The organism is Cellulosilyticum sp. WCF-2 (assembly GCF_003990395.1).
GTDB lineage: Bacteria > Bacillota > Clostridia > Lachnospirales > Cellulosilyticaceae > Cellulosilyticum > Cellulosilyticum lentocellum.
The window spans coordinates 2,826,003-2,842,528 of sequence record NZ_CP034675.1 but is presented as its reverse complement, the minus strand read 5'-3'; the positions used below and the strand labels follow the sequence as shown (position 1 = coordinate 2,842,528).

Genomic DNA, 16,526 nt, shown 5'->3' with positions numbered 1-16,526 from the left:
GTATTTCAGCAAAATATAAAATAATTTATTTTTTAACAGAGTTCATATTTTCTTCAAGGTATTCTTTAAGCCATGCCAAAACATCTAAATTATCAATAGCTACATCTCCTAAAATTTTTTTCACCTCTGCTGTTTCAAAAGCAAAACTTTTTTCTTCATACTGATAGTTATAAATAAAATTGATTTTAGGATTGCTTTGTATAAGGATAATGAGTGTACTAACTACATCACCTAAAGGTACCCTATCAATATGCCGATAAGCCATAGTTGCTTTTATAATAGTTCCCTTACCTTGTTCACTATCAATACTTAATTCACCCTCGCTATTTTCACAATTCTGTTTGAGTAAGGGGATGCCCAAACCTACACGCCTTAGAGTACGTGTTGTAACAAAAGGATCTGTGATTTGTTTAGCAAGTTGTTTCGGCATACCGCTTCCATTATCTTCTATAGATAAAACTAACTGATTTTTACTTGGCATTTCTTCAATGCAAATATGTATCTCATCAGCATGCGCTCTGATACTATTTTGAGCAATATCTAGTATATGTAAAGACAAATCCTGCATATTGAACCTCCTCTTTGAATACCTCTTTATTTCTTTTCAATAAAAGAAAGGAACTAAGAGTCCTCTTAATTCCTTTCTTTACCTTCTAAGTTTATATATGACTTATTATTTAGTTAATATACGTACTTTAATAACATTATCAACACTTTCAATTCTTTGAATATCCTCCTCAGAAATGCTAGTGTCTGTATCAATTAAAGTATAGGCATAGTCACCACGGCTTCTATTAGTCATATCTTGAATATTGATACCTTGTTCAGCAATAATAGCTGTAATTTTGCCTAAAATTGCTGGCGTGTTTTTATGAGCAATAGCAAGTCTAGCGCTTGTATTCCAAATCATAGAACATTCAGGGTAATTAACAGAGTGCGTGATATTTCCTTGTTCTAAATAATCTTTAATTTCTTTAACTGCCATAACTGCGCAGTTTTCTTCAGATTCTTCTGTTGATGCGCCTAAATGAGGAATAGCAATAATGTTTTCTTGATTAAGAACATCTTCTACAGGAAAATCTGTCACATACTTAGCTACCTTACCTTCAGCAATGGCTACCTTCATATCCTCATTTTGAACAAGTGTATCTCTAGAGAAATTAAGAACAGCTACGCCTGTCTTCATTTTATCAAAAGCTTCTTTATTGAGCATGTGTTTTGTGCTATCCAAAAGAGGCACATGTATTGTAATATAGTCTGCTTCAGCATAAATTTCATCTAAAGTATTAGCATGCTTAATATGACGTGAAAGCCCCCATGCAGCATCTACTGAAATATAGGGATCATAGCCGATGACTTCCATTCCTAAAGCTTGTGCGGCATTAGCTACCATAACACCAATAGCACCCAGACCAATAACACCTAGCTTTTTACCAAGAATTTCTCCACCGCCAAAAGCACCCTTACCTTTTTCTACTGTTTTAGCTACATCTGATTCTAAGGTTTTAGCCCAATTAATGCCATCTACAACTTTTCTAGAAGCAAGTAAAAGACCACACAGTACTAACTCTTTTACTGCATTTGCATTAGCTCCTGGTGTATTAAATACAACAATCCCCTTTTCTGCATAAGCTTCAATAGGAATGTTGTTAACACCTGCTCCCGCTCTAGCAACAGCTTTAACACTTTCTGGTAAAACCATATCATGCATTTTTGCACTTCTTACAAGAATGGCATCAGCATTATTTAATTCATCAGATACCTTGTAAGCATCTCCGAGTAACGCTAAACCATTTTGTGAAATCTTATTTAAAGTATGAACTGTATACAAAACGTTCCCCCCTAGTTTTCACTTTCAAATTTCTTCATAAATTCTACTAATTTTTGTACACCTTCAAGTGTCATAGCATTATAAATGCTAGCACGCATACCACCTACACTTCTATGTCCTTTTAGATTTACAAAACCAGCAGCTGTTGCTTCTTTTACAAATTTAGCATCTAGCTCCTCATTACCTGTTACAAAAGTAACATTCATTAAAGAACGGTCTTCTTTATTGGCTGTTCCTTTAAACATTTTTGATTCATCTAAATAGTTATAAAGCACTGCTGCTTTTTCTTTATTTCTCTTTTCTAAAGCAGCTACTCCACCTTGTGCTTCAATCCATTCAAACATCAGTTTAAGCATATAAATACCATAAGTTGGTGGTGTATTATACATGGATTCATTTTCTACCATTAATTGATAATTAAGCATTGATGGTACAGTTTCTTTGGCATGACCAACGAGGTCTTCACGAATAATAACTAGTGTTACACCTGCAGGTCCTAAATTCTTTTGTGCGCCTGCATAAATAATACCAAAACGACTTACATCAACTTGTTCTGATAAAATACATGAAGACATATCTGCTACTAATGGCACATTACCAGTATCAGGATACTCATGATATTTTGTTCCATAAATCGTGTTATTAGCACAAATATAAGCATAATCTGCTTCTGAATCAAATTGATCTTTTGTTACTTTTGGTATGTAAGCATATTTATCTGCTTTTGAAGAAGCGACAACATTAACTTTTCCAAACTTTTGAGCCTCTTTAAGTGCTTTAGATGCGAACATACCAGACTCAATATAATCAGCTTTATATGAATTTCTCATTAAGTTTAATGGAATCATGGCAAACTGAAGGGATGCACCACCTTGTAAAAATAACACTTTATAATTGTCAGGAATGTTCATAATTTCTCTGAGTTTTGCTTCAGCGCCTTTGATAATTGCGTCATAAGGTTTCGAACGATGACTCATCTCCATAACACTCATACCGCTATCTCCATAGCATACAAGTTCTTTTTGAGCTTTTTCAAGTACTTCTAGTGGCAATGCACCAGGTCCTGCTGAAAAATTAAATACACGCATGATACCCCTCCTATAATTTTAAAAATAATCTCCACATTATATCTAATGTTTATAAAATTATATTTAATTTATTAAAAATAGTCAATGTAAAATTTTACACATAATTTTAACATATGATTTTTTGTCATAACTCAGATTCATATTTCCTCTAAATTTTTGTCTATTTATACAGTTTTTATATCATTGCATTGTTTCAGATTAGCTTAAAGTTGCTACCATGACGGCTTTAATAGTATGCATACGATTTTCTGCTTCATCAAATACAACAGAATAACTGCTTTCAAACACCTCTTCCGTCACCTCATAGCCCTTCACTGCAGGCAAACAATGCATGAAAATCATGTTTGGATTTTCAACTTTTGCAATAAGCGCCTCATTCACTTGATAAGGTTTTAAAAGTGCAATGCGTTCCTTAGCTTTATTTTCTTCTCCCATAGAACACCAAACATCTGTATAAATCACATCTGCACCTTTCACAGCTTCAACAGACTCTGTAATTTCTACTTTGGAACCAGAAAGCTTTGCATAACCCTCACAAACTTTTACATGGTTTTCTTCTGGCCATAAAGATTTTGGTGCAATAATCGTAATATCTACTCCCATCTTTGTGCAACCAATTAATAAGCTATTGCCCATATTATTACGTCCATCTCCTATGAAAACGAATTTCTTTCCTTTTAGTTCGCCTAAATGTTCTTTCATAGTCAATAAATCTGCTAAAATCTGTGTTGGATGATACAGGTCTGTTAAACCGTTATAAACAGGTACACCACTGTACTTAGCTAAATCAGTTACAACTTCTTGTGAGAAACCTCTGAATTCTATGGCATCAAATAAGCGCCCTAATACACGTGCTGTATCAGCTACACTTTCTTTATGACCTAATTGAATGTCGTTCTTTCCTAGATATTCTGGATGTGCACCTTCATCTACACAAGCTACAGTAAAAGCACAACGTGTACGTGTAGAAGGTTTTTCAAAAATAAGAGCTACATTTTTTCCTGTAAGTAGGTCTCCTTTTATGCCCATTCTTTTTTTATTTTTTAATTCGCCTGCTAAAGTTAATAAGTAATTAATTTGTTCTGACGAAAAATCATGTAATGTCAAAAAAGATTTTCCTTTTAATCCAAACATTTTTATTCCCCCTTAAGTAATCTTTATAAATATATTTATAATTATACATACAATTAATAAAAATTCAACTTTTTATTAATAAAAACTTTTTATACTTCTGTTGAAATAAACGGCCTACTCTCTAAATACTAAAAACACCTTTTCTTGAAAGCTTTATAAACAAAAAATGATTAACATACTTAACTGTCTGCTAATCATTTTCTTAACTTATTGAGTTTGTGTAAGTAAATCCAATTCTTCTTTTGTAAGGGTGCGGTAATTCCCTAAACTTAAATCTTCTGGCAACTCAAGTCCACCCATTTTAATACGTTTCAAATAGACGACTTCTTTTCCAACTGCCTGAACCATACGTTTTACCTGATGAAACTTTCCTTCGTGGATAGTCACATAAATTTCTGATTCCTCATCACTTCTGATAATTTCTAGTTTTCCTGGTGCATACTTTGTACCATCAGTTAAAGTGATTCCTTCAGCAAACATTTTTATGTCCTCTTCTGTCATTTTGCCAGCCACCCTAGCATAGTAGACCTTATCAACATGACGTTTAGGAGAAAGTAAACCATGAGCCATCTTGCCATCATTTGTTAAAATTAGTAGGCCTTCCGTATCTTTATCTAGTCTTCCTACTGGAAAAACTTCTTTATTCTGATCTCTTTCCTCTAATAGGTCTAAAACTGTTTGATCACGTCCATCTTCTGTTGCTGTAATATAACCTCTGGGTTTATTCAGTATAAAGTGATAAAACTCTTGGTAATCCATTCTTTCACCATTTACTTCTACTATACTTGTTAGAGGGTTAACAGCTGTTTCGGGTTTTATAATGACTTGGCCATCTACCTTAACTTTTTTACCTCTGATTACCTTTTGAACGGTACTACGAGTCCCATAACCTACATGTACTAAATATTTATCTAAACGTATCTTTTTTCCACTCATTTTTTCCACCTATACCATTCTCCAAGTTGCTGGATATTGATTTTTGAGCCTTCCGTCTTGAGCCTTTACCCATCCTAAAGGCTGATCATCTACACAAATAACATGATACCCTTTATGTGCCTCATGTAAAAGCGTTTCTCCTTTTAAATAACGTATAACTTCTTCATCTGTACTTTTATAACAGATAGTATTTTTAAACATTTCTTTTCCATAAGCTAACACTAAGGCATGCCCTGGATCAAAACGCTTATTTTTAATTTCACCCAGTAATACCCCACATCTAATCACACGAATACCCATTAAAGGTGGATTGTCTGATGGGACTTGGTACAATTTCCCCTTAATCTCTACAACAGGTAAATCCTCAGGTAAATAGGTTTGTTCCTTTAAAAAGGCGTACGCTTCAGAATAATCCTTTAATCTTTTATAAAGCTGTGGTTTATATGATAATTCATGATTTTTATTTTCACGCTTTAATAAACAAACGAAATGTCCTTCACCTTCTATATGATGAGGCCATAATCTTAATGCTCCCTTTAAACTAGCTGGAGCATCTATCCACTCAGGTTTACCTTCTTGTATCCCTCCTACAGGCAATAACGGCACTACTTTAAAATCTGAATGCTTTTTTAAAAACGCACCAATCATCCCTTCATTTTCTTCAGGTGAAAAAGTACACGTAGAGTATAATAACATACCATCAGGTTTTAACATAGTAGCGGCATCTTCTAAAATAGTTTCTTGAAGCTTCATACAATAATCAACACCATAATTCTCCCAACTTTTAACTGCGGTTTCATTCTTTCTAAACATACCTTCTCCCGAGCAGGGGGCATCAATTAAGATCTTATCAAAATAACCTGGCCACTTACTAGCAAGTTTCTCAGAGGTTTCACTCGTAACAATAGCTTGCCTAGCGCCAAAGTTTTCTAGATTCTTCAAAAGCGCTTTCGCTCTTGAAGCACTGATATCATTAGATACCAATACGCCTTTTCCTTGCATACGTGCTGCTATTTGTGTACTCTTTCCTCCTGGTGCTGCACATAAATCAAGTACACGATCTCCAGGAACAATTGGTAAATAAGCGCCTGGTGACATAGCACTTGGTTCTTGTATATAATAAAGGCCAGCATAATAGTATGGATGTTTAGTCGGTTTCTCTTCCTTGTCATAGTAAAAACCTTCCTTACACCATGGGACTTCTTTTAAAGTTGCAAAGGGATTTATTGTTTCCCATTGTTCTAAATCTACCTTTAATGTATTAATACGAATCCCCTGATATTGAGGTAAATGATAAGAAGCTAAATAATCCTCGTATTCATCTTTTAACAACGCTTTCATCTTTACTGTAAAAGTTTCTGGTAACTTCATTTTCTCTTCTCCATTATTGATATAGTATCATTACTTGTTAGATCTTTAAGTATAGGCTTATACTTCTCCTAAATAAAGTGGATCAAATTGCAAGTAATCAGCCGATACAAGCTCATAAGTAATTCCATCATACACACCTCTTAGACTTTGTCCCCAAGAAATTTCATCATGCAAGTGACTATAAATCACTTTCGTTACGGGGTAACCGGTTAATTTCTCTATTAAAGAGGAGGTATGCTCCTGCTGAGTAGTTGGTGGATAGTGAAGCATCACCCATATTTCCTTTGCCTCTTTTGCTGCTTTAAGAGAAAGATCTAATCTCATTAGTTCTCGTTCATATATTCTTGAATCTTCCTCTGTAAAAGAGGATGTATTAGGACTAATCCATCCTCTTGTCCCACAAATAGCTACCTCTCCTATTCGATAAGCTGTATTTTGCAAAAAAACAATTTGTTTATAGTACTCATTCAGCTTTTTAGGTCGATCCCACCAATAATCATGGTTTCCTTTAATACAGATCTTTTTGCCCGGAAGCGCTTCTAACCAATCTAAATCGACTTGTGCTTGTTGAAAACGCATTGCCCAAGATATATCTCCAGGAATAAGCACCACATCTTCATAACTAATATTCTTTCTCCAATTCTTTTCTATGCGCTTGTAATGATTTTCCCACCCATCACTAAATATGTTCATAGGCTTATTAGCGCTAAAGCTTAAATGTAAATCACCAATAGCAAATATCTTCATGACCTTCTCCTACCCTATTCTAAACTTAAACAACTGTTAAAACGCTTAAGAGCCTTCCCATTTAAATAATTGCATAGATCGCCTTGCTTATAACCATGCTTTTCCATAGTAGCTACAATATCATCATGTATTTTCCACCAACTGGTATTCCAGTTAGCATATAAAGTATGCTCTTCTGGTGCTCTTCCTATAATACGCTGTACGACAATATCGGGTGATAAATATCTTAGAAATGTAATCACTCTCTCTTTATAGCTTTCTAAATCTATAAGTTCTAATTCACCTTTTTCATAAGCAGCACCTAAAACGGTATTTTTGACAATGTACAACGCATGTAATTTAACATAATCACTTTTTAATGCACTCATACATTTGGCTGTTTCAATAACATCTTCCATTGTATCCCAAGGTAAATCTACAATAATATGGGTACATAAAGTAAAAGGATAAGCTTTAATCTGCATAATAGCATCTAAATATTCTGCCAAACTATGCCCTCGATTAATGATTTTTAAAGTATGATAATTAATTGTTTGTAATCCTAACTCTATACATACTTCCTTCTTATAGGTAGTGGCCCACTCATGTAATGCATCTAAATAAGCCTTATTAATACAATCAGGTCTTGTTGATACTGAAATACCTACACTATCTGGATGATTAAGTTCTCCTAATACCTTTTTAAAAGTGTCAAGAGGCATATACGTATTACTGTAGTTTTGTAAATAGGGAATAAAATATCTTGCCTTATATTTATTTTTAATTTTTTCAATGTTTTTTTCTAACTGTTCTGCAACACTTTCTTTACTACTACGCATTTCATATCCTGCACCTACGTCTCCGCAAAAAGTACATCCCCCATAAGCTACTGCTCCATCACGATTAGGGCAAGTAACTGGTAAATGGATTGGGATTTTATAAACCTTATCTCCATACTTTTCTTTTAAATAAGTTGAATATTTATGGTAAACTTCCAAATCAAATGACTCCTTCTCTTATGTCCTTTTGCGCACATTTGATAATAGGCCATGTACGTCTTATGATACTTTCTGCCTGACTAACTGAAATGGGATTTTCTCCTATACCACATTCAATTGTAAAGCCAGGTTTTTTATAAGTCGCTATAAACCAATCTTTATATCCACCAGATGATGCTGCTTCTTCTGGTTCATCTAGTAAATAGCCACTTGCTTCGGAAAACATTATAGCATATTCCTTAGCAGTTGGCACCTCAACATTCCCATAATTCCAATAGATCACTTCTCCTTGAGTATGATAAGCTAAGACCATATCATATAATCGTTTTCTGGTGAGCATTGCTAAAGCCTTACTTTCTGGTTCACTCTCGGGTGCCATACCAGCATAATACGCATAGCTTGGTCCTTTTTTTTCACTATTTTTCTTATAGCTTGCAAAACCTGCATCATAATTTCGATTTAAGTCTACCCCACGTATATTAGCTTTCCATCTTGAAAAATTATCAAATCCCTCATTCATTTTTAATAATTTTTCTTTTTGCTTACTATAAATAGTGGACTGTAGACCATATAAAGAAAGCTCAACGCCATCAGGATTAACCATTGGCACAAAGTCAAAATTGATTTGTTCTAGTTTTACTTGTCCAATCCTTACTTCTTCACAAAGCTTTTCTACGGATTTCATTACAACAAAACTAGTTACCCATTCATTGGCATGATGACTACCATTGATATGTATTTTTCGTTTTCCATTACCTAAGTGAATAAGATAAAGGGGACGCTCCATAACACTTTTACCTATCATTTGTATTTTTAAAAAGGGATACTGATTTTCAAGTGCTTTTAATTGCTGTAACATGATTAGATAACTATACATTTGATTTTCTAAATAAACAAGACTTTTGGAAATATATGACATACTTTTCTCCTTATTTCGTTTATTTTATTTATATGGACTATCAAATAACTTTATGTACCTACTATCTTATATTTTGGTAATAATATCCATACCTTATCACAGCGTATAATGAATAAATTTTGATAATATACACATAATACAAGTATCATCTTGCTTTGCTATAAAATATCAGAAAGGTGGTTACTTCATTATGAGATCTAGAACTTGGGATTATATTGCTATTACACTTATTATCATCGGTGCAATTAACTGGGGACTTATTGGCTTTTTCCAATTTGACCTAGTGGCATTTATTTTCGGTGGTATGAGTTCATGGGTAAGTAGAGTTATTTATGCGGTAATTGGTATCGCAGGTCTTTACTGTCTTACACTTTATGGACGTGTTTACGATCAACCTTATTCCAATAATTAATATGTTTTACTAGAGCCACTTTTTCTAAAGTGGTTTTCTTTTTATTATCTGGAGTCTTTTATCATTTATACCTATATCAAATCATAAAGCTTAAAAAGCATTTTACTTTTTTCCTAAAAAAAGAGGTATTTTGAAAAAAAAATTGAATAAATATAATAATAAAAACTATTTAAGAGGTGATGTGTATGATCAAAATTATAACAGGTCAAACAGGCGAAGGTAAAACAAAAAAAATGATTGAAGCTGCCAACCAAGCTGTAACACACATTAAAGGTCATGCTGTTTATATTGACAGTACTAATACTCATCGTTATGCCCTATCTCATCAAGTACGTCTTATTGAAGCCTCTACCTTTCCTTTAAAATCCCAAACGGATTTTTTCGGTTTCTTGTGTGGTATTTTATCTGCTAATCATGATATTGAAATTGTGTTTATTGATGAACTTGTAAAACTTACCCATTGTTGCATTGACGACTTGGCTCAGTTATTTGATCGCATCAGGGAACTCTCCGATAAATATCAAGTTGAATTCATCATTGGTACCTCCTGTTCCCATGGAGACATTCCAAAACACCTCACCCCTTATCTTATTGCATAATGAAAAGTCAAGGGGCTATTGTGATGTATAACGTTTAATCGTTCATCTCAATAGCCCTCTTTATTTTATCCTATCTTTTTATAATTTATTTCTTTAAAAAGACAAATACTATAAGGCTTTACCTCATAATTTGTTTCTTCTACCATCTCTTCATTAATGATGTCTTCTATTTCCTTATTTGCTGTATCAATCACACGGCACCACTTCTGATTAGAAGGAGGCATTTCAAATCTTAAACTTTCATAGTGGCTATTTGCCACTAAAAATAAACTTTGATCTCCTTCAATAAAACAAGCAATACTCTTTGAGTAATAAGACCAATCCGGTTGATTATACCGTATACCGTGCCAACTTATTTTATAGTTATTTTTATCAGCTGTTTTAAAATAGTCTAGACTTTTTCTGAGCGCAATTAATCTTTGGACAAATAAATACTGCGATTTAAACGTTGTTACTCTTTCCCAATCCATCCAAACAGATGCATTATTTTGACAAAAAGCATTATTATTACCTCCTTGTGTGCGTCCTATTTCATCTCCCATAAGAAGCATAGGTACCCCTTGGGCAAGAATAAGTAAGCACATTAAGTTGCGCATCCCCCGTTTTCTGGCTTCTAAAATATTGGTATCTTCTGTCGTTCCTTCCACTCCCCAGTTGTAACTATAGTTAGCATTGTGTCCATCTCTATTTCCTTCCCCATTAGCTTCATTATGCTTATCATTATAAGATAACAAATCCCACATAGTAAAGCCATCATGAGCTGTAATGAAATGAATCATATGAGAAGTCCCTTTCGTTAGGTCTGTAAAATAGACTTCTTTTCCCTGAATACAATCAGCCAAGGCTTTTATCTTTCCTTGGTCACCTTTCACAAATTGTCTCATGGTATCTCTAAAGTAGTCACTCCACTCTCTAAAAGGATAAGGCATTCTTCCTACATCATAACTCCCTTTTGCATCCCAACTTTCACTAATAAGTTTAACTTTTCCGAGTAAAGGATGCTCAGCAATCTCATTAAGCAGCGATGTCTTAATCCATCTACCACATTCATCCTGCCCTAAAATAGACGCTAAATCGAAACGAAAGCCATCTACACCGACCTCCTCACTCCAATAAACTAAACTATCTATAATGAATTTTTTTACGATGCTATGATTCGTATTTAAAGTATTTCCTGTTCCTGAACAATTTAAAAATTGCCCTTTATCATTGTACTTGTAGTAGACTTCAGGAGCGAGGTATTTAAAATGAAAAGCTGTTCCGTCTTCCCCACCTTCACCTGTATGATTATATACTACATCTAATATAATCTCTAGGCCCTCTTCATGAGCTTTTTCTACTAAAAGTCTAAATTCATCAATAGCTTTTGAACTCTCTTTACTTACACTAAACCTCTCATCTACACAAAAAAAACCTACTGGATTATAGCCCCATACATCCTCTAGGAGTTCCCCTGTCTGTGGATTTCTATTTTTTAAAGTATAGGCATTCCACTTAAAAATGGGCAAAAGCTCTAACGTCGTTACACCTAATTGTTTTAAATACGGTAACTGTTGCATTAAGCCTATAAATGTCCCTCTTGTTTCTTTAGAAAGTGTCTTATTATTCATCGTAAAATGTCCTACATGCATTTCATAAAGAATAGTCTCTTCCCATGGAATCTGTGGTTTAGGGAGATGATACCTCTTAGTTTTCTTTATGATATTTCGCCACTCTCCTTGAAAAAAGAATGTTCCTTTAGCATACGGATCCATAATAGATGGAGAATATGAATAATCTTCGTGAACGATACGCCATACATAGGCCATTCCTTCTTTTAAATCCTCTATCTGTATACTAAAAACATTATCCTTTTGATAGGTTGCCGCATCCATAATAAATTTAGTAATAGGTACAATACTTTGTGCTTCCTCGTATATTTCTAAAAGCATTTTTGAAGCTCTCGTCGTATAGACACCTAAATGAGTCCTCATTTCTGTAAAATGACATCCTATTACGGATTGCCCTACAGATGAACCATACATATACTTAACCTCCCATTTAAACCCAATCGCTGTTTATCATTCACTGATTATTAATTATTATACTCTTAATATTTTGAAGTATATGGTTTTATTTTGCAAGGTAATTTATTATTTTATCAAAACTTTTTTACTCCCTCTTGAAAATCAAAAATGTCTATGTTAAGATAAGCATTAATCAAATAGTCATAAAAACGATGATAAAGTCTTAGTAGTAAACTAATGTATGGGTTCAGCGAGTGTGTGGTTGGTGTGAACACATCCCTAATTATTTATGAATTACAACTTTGGAGTTGAATTATTTCGGTTGTCACCGTTATCGACTTGAGGCAAACTTACTTGGTTTGTGAATTAAGGTGGTACCACGGGTTATCTCGTCCTTATTGGATGAGGTAACCCTTTTTGTTGTTTTTATGATAACCATTTATAACATAGGAGGCAAAGTAATGAATGTATTAGACATTTTAATGGAACGTGGGTTTATTGAACAAATGACTCATGAAAAAGAAATTAGAGAGCTTTTAGAAAAGGAAAAAGTTACTTTTTATATAGGTTTTGATCCTACCGCTGACAGTCTTCACGTAGGTCACTTTGTAACCGTTATGGCTATGAGCCATATGCAAAAAGCCGGTCATAGGCCTATTGCTCTTTTTGGTGGTGGAACTGCTATGGTTGGTGACCCTACCGGAAAAACAGATATGCGTAAAATGATGACAACAGAAATAATTGACCATAATGTTGCATGTTTCAAAAAGCAAATGTCACGTTTTATTTCCTTTGAAAATGATGAAGCGATTATGGTTGATAATGGAGATTGGCTACGTAACCTCAACTATATTGATTTTTTAAGAGAGGTTGGTGTACATTTTTCTGTTAATCGCATGCTTACTGCTGAATGTTTTAAACAACGTCTTGAAAAAGGATTATCATTCCTTGAATTTAACTATATGCTTATGCAGTCTTATGACTTTTTAGAACTCTATCGTCGTTTTAATTGTAAGTTGCAATTGGGTGGCAATGATCAATGGTCTAATATACTAGGTGGTGTGGAATTAGTTAGAAGACTTCATGGAGACCAATCCTTTGGTATGACTTTCTCACTATTAACTAATAGTGAAGGTAAAAAAATGGGTAAAACAGAAAAGGGTGCTGTTTGGCTAGATCCTGAAAAAACATCTCCTTATGAGTTTTATCAATACTGGAGAAATGTAGCTGATGCTGATGTTAAGCGCTGCCTATCTCTTTTAACTTTTATTCCTATGGATGAAATTAATAGCTTAACAGCTGTAGAAGGTTCTGCAATCAATAAAGCTAAAGAACGTCTTGCTTTTGAAGTTACTAAAATTGTTCACGGTGAAGAAGAGGCTCTCAAAGCTGATACAGCCGCAAAAGCTCTTTTCTTAGGTGGTGCTCATGGTGGTTCTATTCCTACTACAGAAATAAATGCCGCCGACTTCGAAACAGGTATGGATATTCTTTCTTTATTACAAGAAACAAAGCTTGTTCCTTCTCGTTCTGAAGGTCGTCGTTTAGTCACTCAAAATGGTATCAAATTAGATGGTGTGGCAATAACAGATCCTAATAGCCTCATAACTTTAGACTACTTTAAAGATAATGAATTAATGATTCAAAAAGGCAAAAAAGTATTCCATAAAGTTATTTTAAAATAATAGACTCACAAAAAGACACCTTATTATTCCTTAATGGTTATAATGAGGTGCCTTTTACTTTTTATATGTGGTTATTTCTCTTTTATTTCTTCTTTGGCCTGAGAGGCTATTTCCTCCTCTAGTACTTCTTCTCCATCTGGAAACAGTTCTGTTACGTATCTGAGTAAAACTAATCTAATGAAAGCTGCCACTGGTACACCAATAAGCATTCCCATTAAACCAAATAAATTACCACCAATTAAAATCGCTAATAATACAATAACCGGGTGAAGTTTGACACACTCTCCTACTACTTTAGGGACAATAATCCATCCATCTATTTGCTGAATGATCAAAATAGCTATTGCTCCATAAACAGCTTTCATTGGATTAGGATCTAGAATGCCAATAATGATGGCTAAAATAAAACCTACAATAGGTCCAAAATAAGGAATCAAATTGAATATGCCTGCAATAACACCAATAATAATAGCAAAGTCCAGCTGAATAACTGTTAAAGCCAAGCTTGTTAATACAGCTACAATCATTGCATCAATAATTTGCCCTCTAATATATCCCGAAAAAACATAGTCAATGTCATGACAAAGTACCATAGTATGTCTATAAATTTTAGGTTTTAACAGTGTGTAGCTGGCTTTTTTAACTACAGCAATGCAACGCTGTTTATCTTGAAGCAAATAAAAAGCTATAACGAAAGCTAACAAAAGATTCATAGTATTTAATCCTATGGTCGTTAAGGAGTTTAGAAGTTGGTTAGACAATCTTAAAACAAAATCATTAATAGCACTATAAACCTTCTGAACAATTCCCTCTTGTCCTCTTAAAATCCCCATTTCATTCGTAAACCGATTAACGCCTTCTAACATATTTTCAAAATAAGCTAAATAGCGATTGATACTTTCTTTGATTCCAAGCAAGGAAAAGTTGCCTGCAATAGCTTCTATATTCATTACTATGATTAAAATGAACAAACCTAATACCATAATAACTGTTAAAAATGTAAAAAGCGTTGGCACAGTTCTCATATGCCAACGCTTTGGATGATTTAAATCACTTTCGGCTTGGTCTTTCTTACTATGAAATAATTCTTTTCCTTTTATCTTATGGCATCTATTTTCATAAAACTCCACAATTGGATCCAAAAGGTAAGCAATAACAAACCCCAAAATAAGCGGTTTTAATAACCAATAAATAAGCCCAAATACTTTACAAATAGCAGCCCATACCTCCTTAAAATGAAGTACGGCTAATATACCAATGACGGTTACTAGACATGCTCCTACAGCATATGCCGCTATTGTAAAATAGCGATTATTTTTTTCGATTTTCATAGTAAGTAGCCTCCCGTATTTAGTACGCTACTAGGTTTTCCAAAAGTTTAACAAGATATTCATAAACGCGAGCCATAGAAGAAATACTTGCCACTTCTTGTGGTGAGTGAATATGTTTCACATTAGGCCCAAACGAAATCATATCAAGGCCCGGTAATTTCTCAGCAATAAAACCGCATTCAAGTCCAGCATGAATAGCTGTCATGATAGGTTCCTTACCGTACATCTTCATATAAAGTTCACCTGCACATTCTCCAATACGAGAATTTTCATTATATTGCCATGCAGGATAATCACCTTTTACTTCAAATTTTAAATTAAAAGCTCGGCTAAAAGCTTCTAATTTTGCAAGTAACTCTACCTTGCGAGAAGCAACACTGCTACGCACTGCACTTCCTAATTCGATGCGGTCACTATGCATTTGTAAAATTCCCAAGTTAAGTGATGTTTGAACTAACCCTTTCATGTGTTGATCGTAACCCATAACGCCATTAGGAATCATTACAAGAATATCTATGAGTCTATTTAAACAATCGTCTATTAGCACCTCTTTAGGAACTGCAACTTCTTCTAATGTAAGGCAAATATGTTCCTCTTGGGCACTGTATTCTTTTTGAAATACCTCTACCATTTCATAAGCTGTAGCTTTCAATGTCTCTACTTGTTCTTTTTTAACGGCTATAGTCACTTCACATTCACGAGTGATCACATTATCCTTAGACCCACCTATTATTTCAGCTAGTTTGAAGTCTATTTTACTTTTTAAAGCATATAGCATACGCCCCATTAAAATATGTGCATTGGCTCTTTCAAAGTGAATATCCGCACCTGAATGCCCACCTTTTAAACCATTTAAAACTAAACGATAATACACTAATTCATGACTAGCTGCTTCTTTATCTAAAACCATGGTCAGATATGCCTTGGCACCACCTGCACAGCTTAATAAAAATTCACCTTCTACATCTGTATCTAAATTTAATAGCACCTTACCTGATAAGTACTCAGGATGTAAATGAGCAACACCGCTCATGCCACGTTCTTCATCTGTAGTCATTAAACATTCAAGTGCAGGATGCTTAAGGGTATCGTCTGCTAAAACTGCCATTTGATATGCAATAGCAATACCATTATCAGCACCTAACGTTGTTCCTTTGGCACCGATCCAATCCCCTTCTATATAAAGCTCAAGACCATCTTTTTCAAAATCATGTGCCTTTTCTTTGTTTTTTTCACACACCATATCTAGATGTCCCTGTAAAATCACTGTTGGTGCATTTTCATAACCTGGGGTTGCAGGCTTTTTAATATAGATGTTATAAGCTTCATCTTGCTTTACCTCTAATCCAAGATCAGTAGCAAATTTCACCATATAATCACTAATGACTCTTTCATTTCCTGAACCACGTGGAATGTTACTAATTACTTCAAAATACTCAAATACTTTCCTAGGCTGTAATGCTTTTAAAACGTCTGACATAAGTATTTCT

15 protein-coding genes and 1 other annotated feature are annotated in these 16,526 nt (G+C 34.2%); of the genes, 3 read left to right on the top strand and 12 right to left on the bottom strand.

Translation table 11 applies throughout. The annotated features are described in order from the left end of the window. Positions 1-25: 25 nt before the first annotated feature. The 9 genes from EKH84_RS12585 to EKH84_RS12545 form a co-directional block, all read right to left on the bottom strand. A complete protein-coding gene (locus tag EKH84_RS12585) occupies positions 26-568 on the bottom strand; it encodes an ATP-binding protein (protein ID WP_013657092.1) in 543 nt (180 codons plus the stop codon). 105 nt (positions 569-673) lie between these two features. Beyond that, a complete protein-coding gene (locus EKH84_RS12580) occupies positions 674-1,831 on the bottom strand; it encodes a phosphoglycerate dehydrogenase (RefSeq protein ID WP_013657091.1) in 1,158 nt (385 codons plus the stop codon). Positions 1,832-1,842: 11 nt separating this feature from the next. Next, positions 1,843-2,922, bottom strand: a complete 1,080-nt coding sequence (gene serC, locus EKH84_RS12575) for a 3-phosphoserine/phosphohydroxythreonine transaminase (protein ID WP_041712959.1) — start codon at positions 2,920-2,922, stop codon at positions 1,843-1,845. 195 nt (positions 2,923-3,117) lie between these two features. Continuing rightward, on the bottom strand, positions 3,118-4,053 hold the full coding sequence (argF, locus tag EKH84_RS12570; RefSeq protein ID WP_127066579.1) for an ornithine carbamoyltransferase: 936 nt from the start codon (positions 4,051-4,053) through the stop codon (positions 3,118-3,120). Between the two features lie 207 nt (positions 4,054-4,260). Continuing rightward, the gene (locus EKH84_RS12565) at positions 4,261-4,989 is read right to left on the bottom strand and encodes a pseudouridine synthase (RefSeq protein ID WP_127066578.1); all 729 of its coding nucleotides are present in this window, start codon (positions 4,987-4,989) and stop codon (positions 4,261-4,263) included. Positions 4,990-4,998: 9 nt separating this feature from the next. Further along, on the bottom strand, positions 4,999-6,360 hold the full coding sequence (locus tag EKH84_RS12560; protein ID WP_127066577.1) for an RsmF rRNA methyltransferase first C-terminal domain-containing protein: 1,362 nt from the start codon (positions 6,358-6,360) through the stop codon (positions 4,999-5,001). Positions 6,361-6,417: 57 nt separating this feature from the next. Beyond that, the gene (locus EKH84_RS12555) at positions 6,418-7,107 is read right to left on the bottom strand and encodes a metallophosphoesterase (protein ID WP_127066576.1); all 690 of its coding nucleotides are present in this window, start codon (positions 7,105-7,107) and stop codon (positions 6,418-6,420) included. 14 nt (positions 7,108-7,121) lie between these two features. After that, a complete protein-coding gene (locus EKH84_RS12550; protein ID WP_127066575.1) occupies positions 7,122-8,084 on the bottom strand; it encodes a TIGR01212 family radical SAM protein in 963 nt (320 codons plus the stop codon). 1 nt (position 8,085) lies between these two features. Then, on the bottom strand, positions 8,086-9,003 hold the full coding sequence (locus EKH84_RS12545) for a M14 family metallopeptidase (protein ID WP_127066574.1): 918 nt from the start codon (positions 9,001-9,003) through the stop codon (positions 8,086-8,088). Between the two features lie 190 nt (positions 9,004-9,193). Between EKH84_RS12545 and EKH84_RS12540 the strand changes: the two genes are divergently transcribed. Further along, on the top strand, positions 9,194-9,415 hold the full coding sequence (locus EKH84_RS12540) for a DUF378 domain-containing protein (RefSeq protein WP_127066573.1): 222 nt from the start codon (positions 9,194-9,196) through the stop codon (positions 9,413-9,415). A 185-nt stretch (positions 9,416-9,600) separates the two neighbouring features. After that, on the top strand, positions 9,601-10,014 hold the full coding sequence (locus EKH84_RS12535) for a twitching motility protein PilT (protein WP_127066572.1): 414 nt from the start codon (positions 9,601-9,603) through the stop codon (positions 10,012-10,014). A gap of 65 nt (positions 10,015-10,079) precedes the next feature. Here EKH84_RS12535 and EKH84_RS12530 read toward each other — a convergent pair whose 3' ends face one another. After that, on the bottom strand, positions 10,080-12,038 hold the full coding sequence (locus EKH84_RS12530; protein ID WP_127066571.1) for an alpha-amylase family glycosyl hydrolase: 1,959 nt from the start codon (positions 12,036-12,038) through the stop codon (positions 10,080-10,082). Positions 12,039-12,223: 185 nt separating this feature from the next. Next, positions 12,224-12,420 (top strand) — a binding site (T-box leader). A gap of 61 nt (positions 12,421-12,481) precedes the next feature. Here EKH84_RS12530 and tyrS point away from each other — a divergent pair. Then, entirely contained in the window at positions 12,482-13,705 is a 1,224-nt protein-coding gene (tyrS, locus tag EKH84_RS12525; protein WP_127066570.1) for a tyrosine--tRNA ligase, read from the top strand. A 71-nt stretch (positions 13,706-13,776) separates the two neighbouring features. On the opposite strand, the gene EKH84_RS12520 is transcribed toward tyrS, so the two are convergent. Next, complete coding sequence (locus EKH84_RS12520; protein WP_127066569.1) at positions 13,777-15,036, bottom strand: AI-2E family transporter; 1,260 nt, start codon at positions 15,034-15,036, stop codon at positions 13,777-13,779. Positions 15,037-15,055: 19 nt separating this feature from the next. After that, positions 15,056-16,516 (bottom strand): aminoacyl-histidine dipeptidase, encoded by a 1,461-nt coding sequence (locus tag EKH84_RS12515; protein WP_127066568.1) that lies wholly within the window; start codon positions 16,514-16,516, stop codon positions 15,056-15,058. Positions 16,517-16,526: the final 10 nt, after the last annotated feature.

Excerpts from the sequence above, each read along its gene's own strand:
- EKH84_RS12585 (WP_013657092.1), bottom strand. The coding sequence starts at position 568 with ATGCAGGATTTGTCTTTACATATACTAGATATTGCTCAAAATAGTATC.
- argF (WP_127066579.1), bottom strand. The coding sequence starts at position 4,053 with ATGTTTGGATTAAAAGGAAAATCTTTTTTGACATTACATGATTTTTCG.
- EKH84_RS12565 (WP_127066578.1), bottom strand. The coding sequence starts at position 4,989 with ATGAGTGGAAAAAAGATACGTTTAGATAAATATTTAGTACATGTAGGT.
- EKH84_RS12560 (WP_127066577.1), bottom strand. The coding sequence starts at position 6,360 with ATGAAGTTACCAGAAACTTTTACAGTAAAGATGAAAGCGTTGTTAAAA.
- EKH84_RS12555 (WP_127066576.1), bottom strand. The coding sequence starts at position 7,107 with ATGAAGATATTTGCTATTGGTGATTTACATTTAAGCTTTAGCGCTAAT.
- EKH84_RS12545 (WP_127066574.1), bottom strand. The coding sequence starts at position 9,003 with ATGTCATATATTTCCAAAAGTCTTGTTTATTTAGAAAATCAAATGTAT.
- EKH84_RS12540 (WP_127066573.1), top strand. The coding sequence starts at position 9,194 with ATGAGATCTAGAACTTGGGATTATATTGCTATTACACTTATTATCATC.
- EKH84_RS12535 (WP_127066572.1), top strand. The coding sequence starts at position 9,601 with ATGATCAAAATTATAACAGGTCAAACAGGCGAAGGTAAAACAAAAAAA.
- EKH84_RS12530 (WP_127066571.1), bottom strand. The coding sequence starts at position 12,038 with ATGTATGGTTCATCTGTAGGGCAATCCGTAATAGGATGTCATTTTACA.
- tyrS (WP_127066570.1), top strand. The coding sequence starts at position 12,482 with ATGAATGTATTAGACATTTTAATGGAACGTGGGTTTATTGAACAAATG.
- EKH84_RS12520 (WP_127066569.1), bottom strand. The coding sequence starts at position 15,036 with ATGAAAATCGAAAAAAATAATCGCTATTTTACAATAGCGGCATATGCT.
- EKH84_RS12515 (WP_127066568.1), bottom strand. The coding sequence starts at position 16,516 with ATGTCAGACGTTTTAAAAGCATTACAGCCTAGGAAAGTATTTGAGTAT.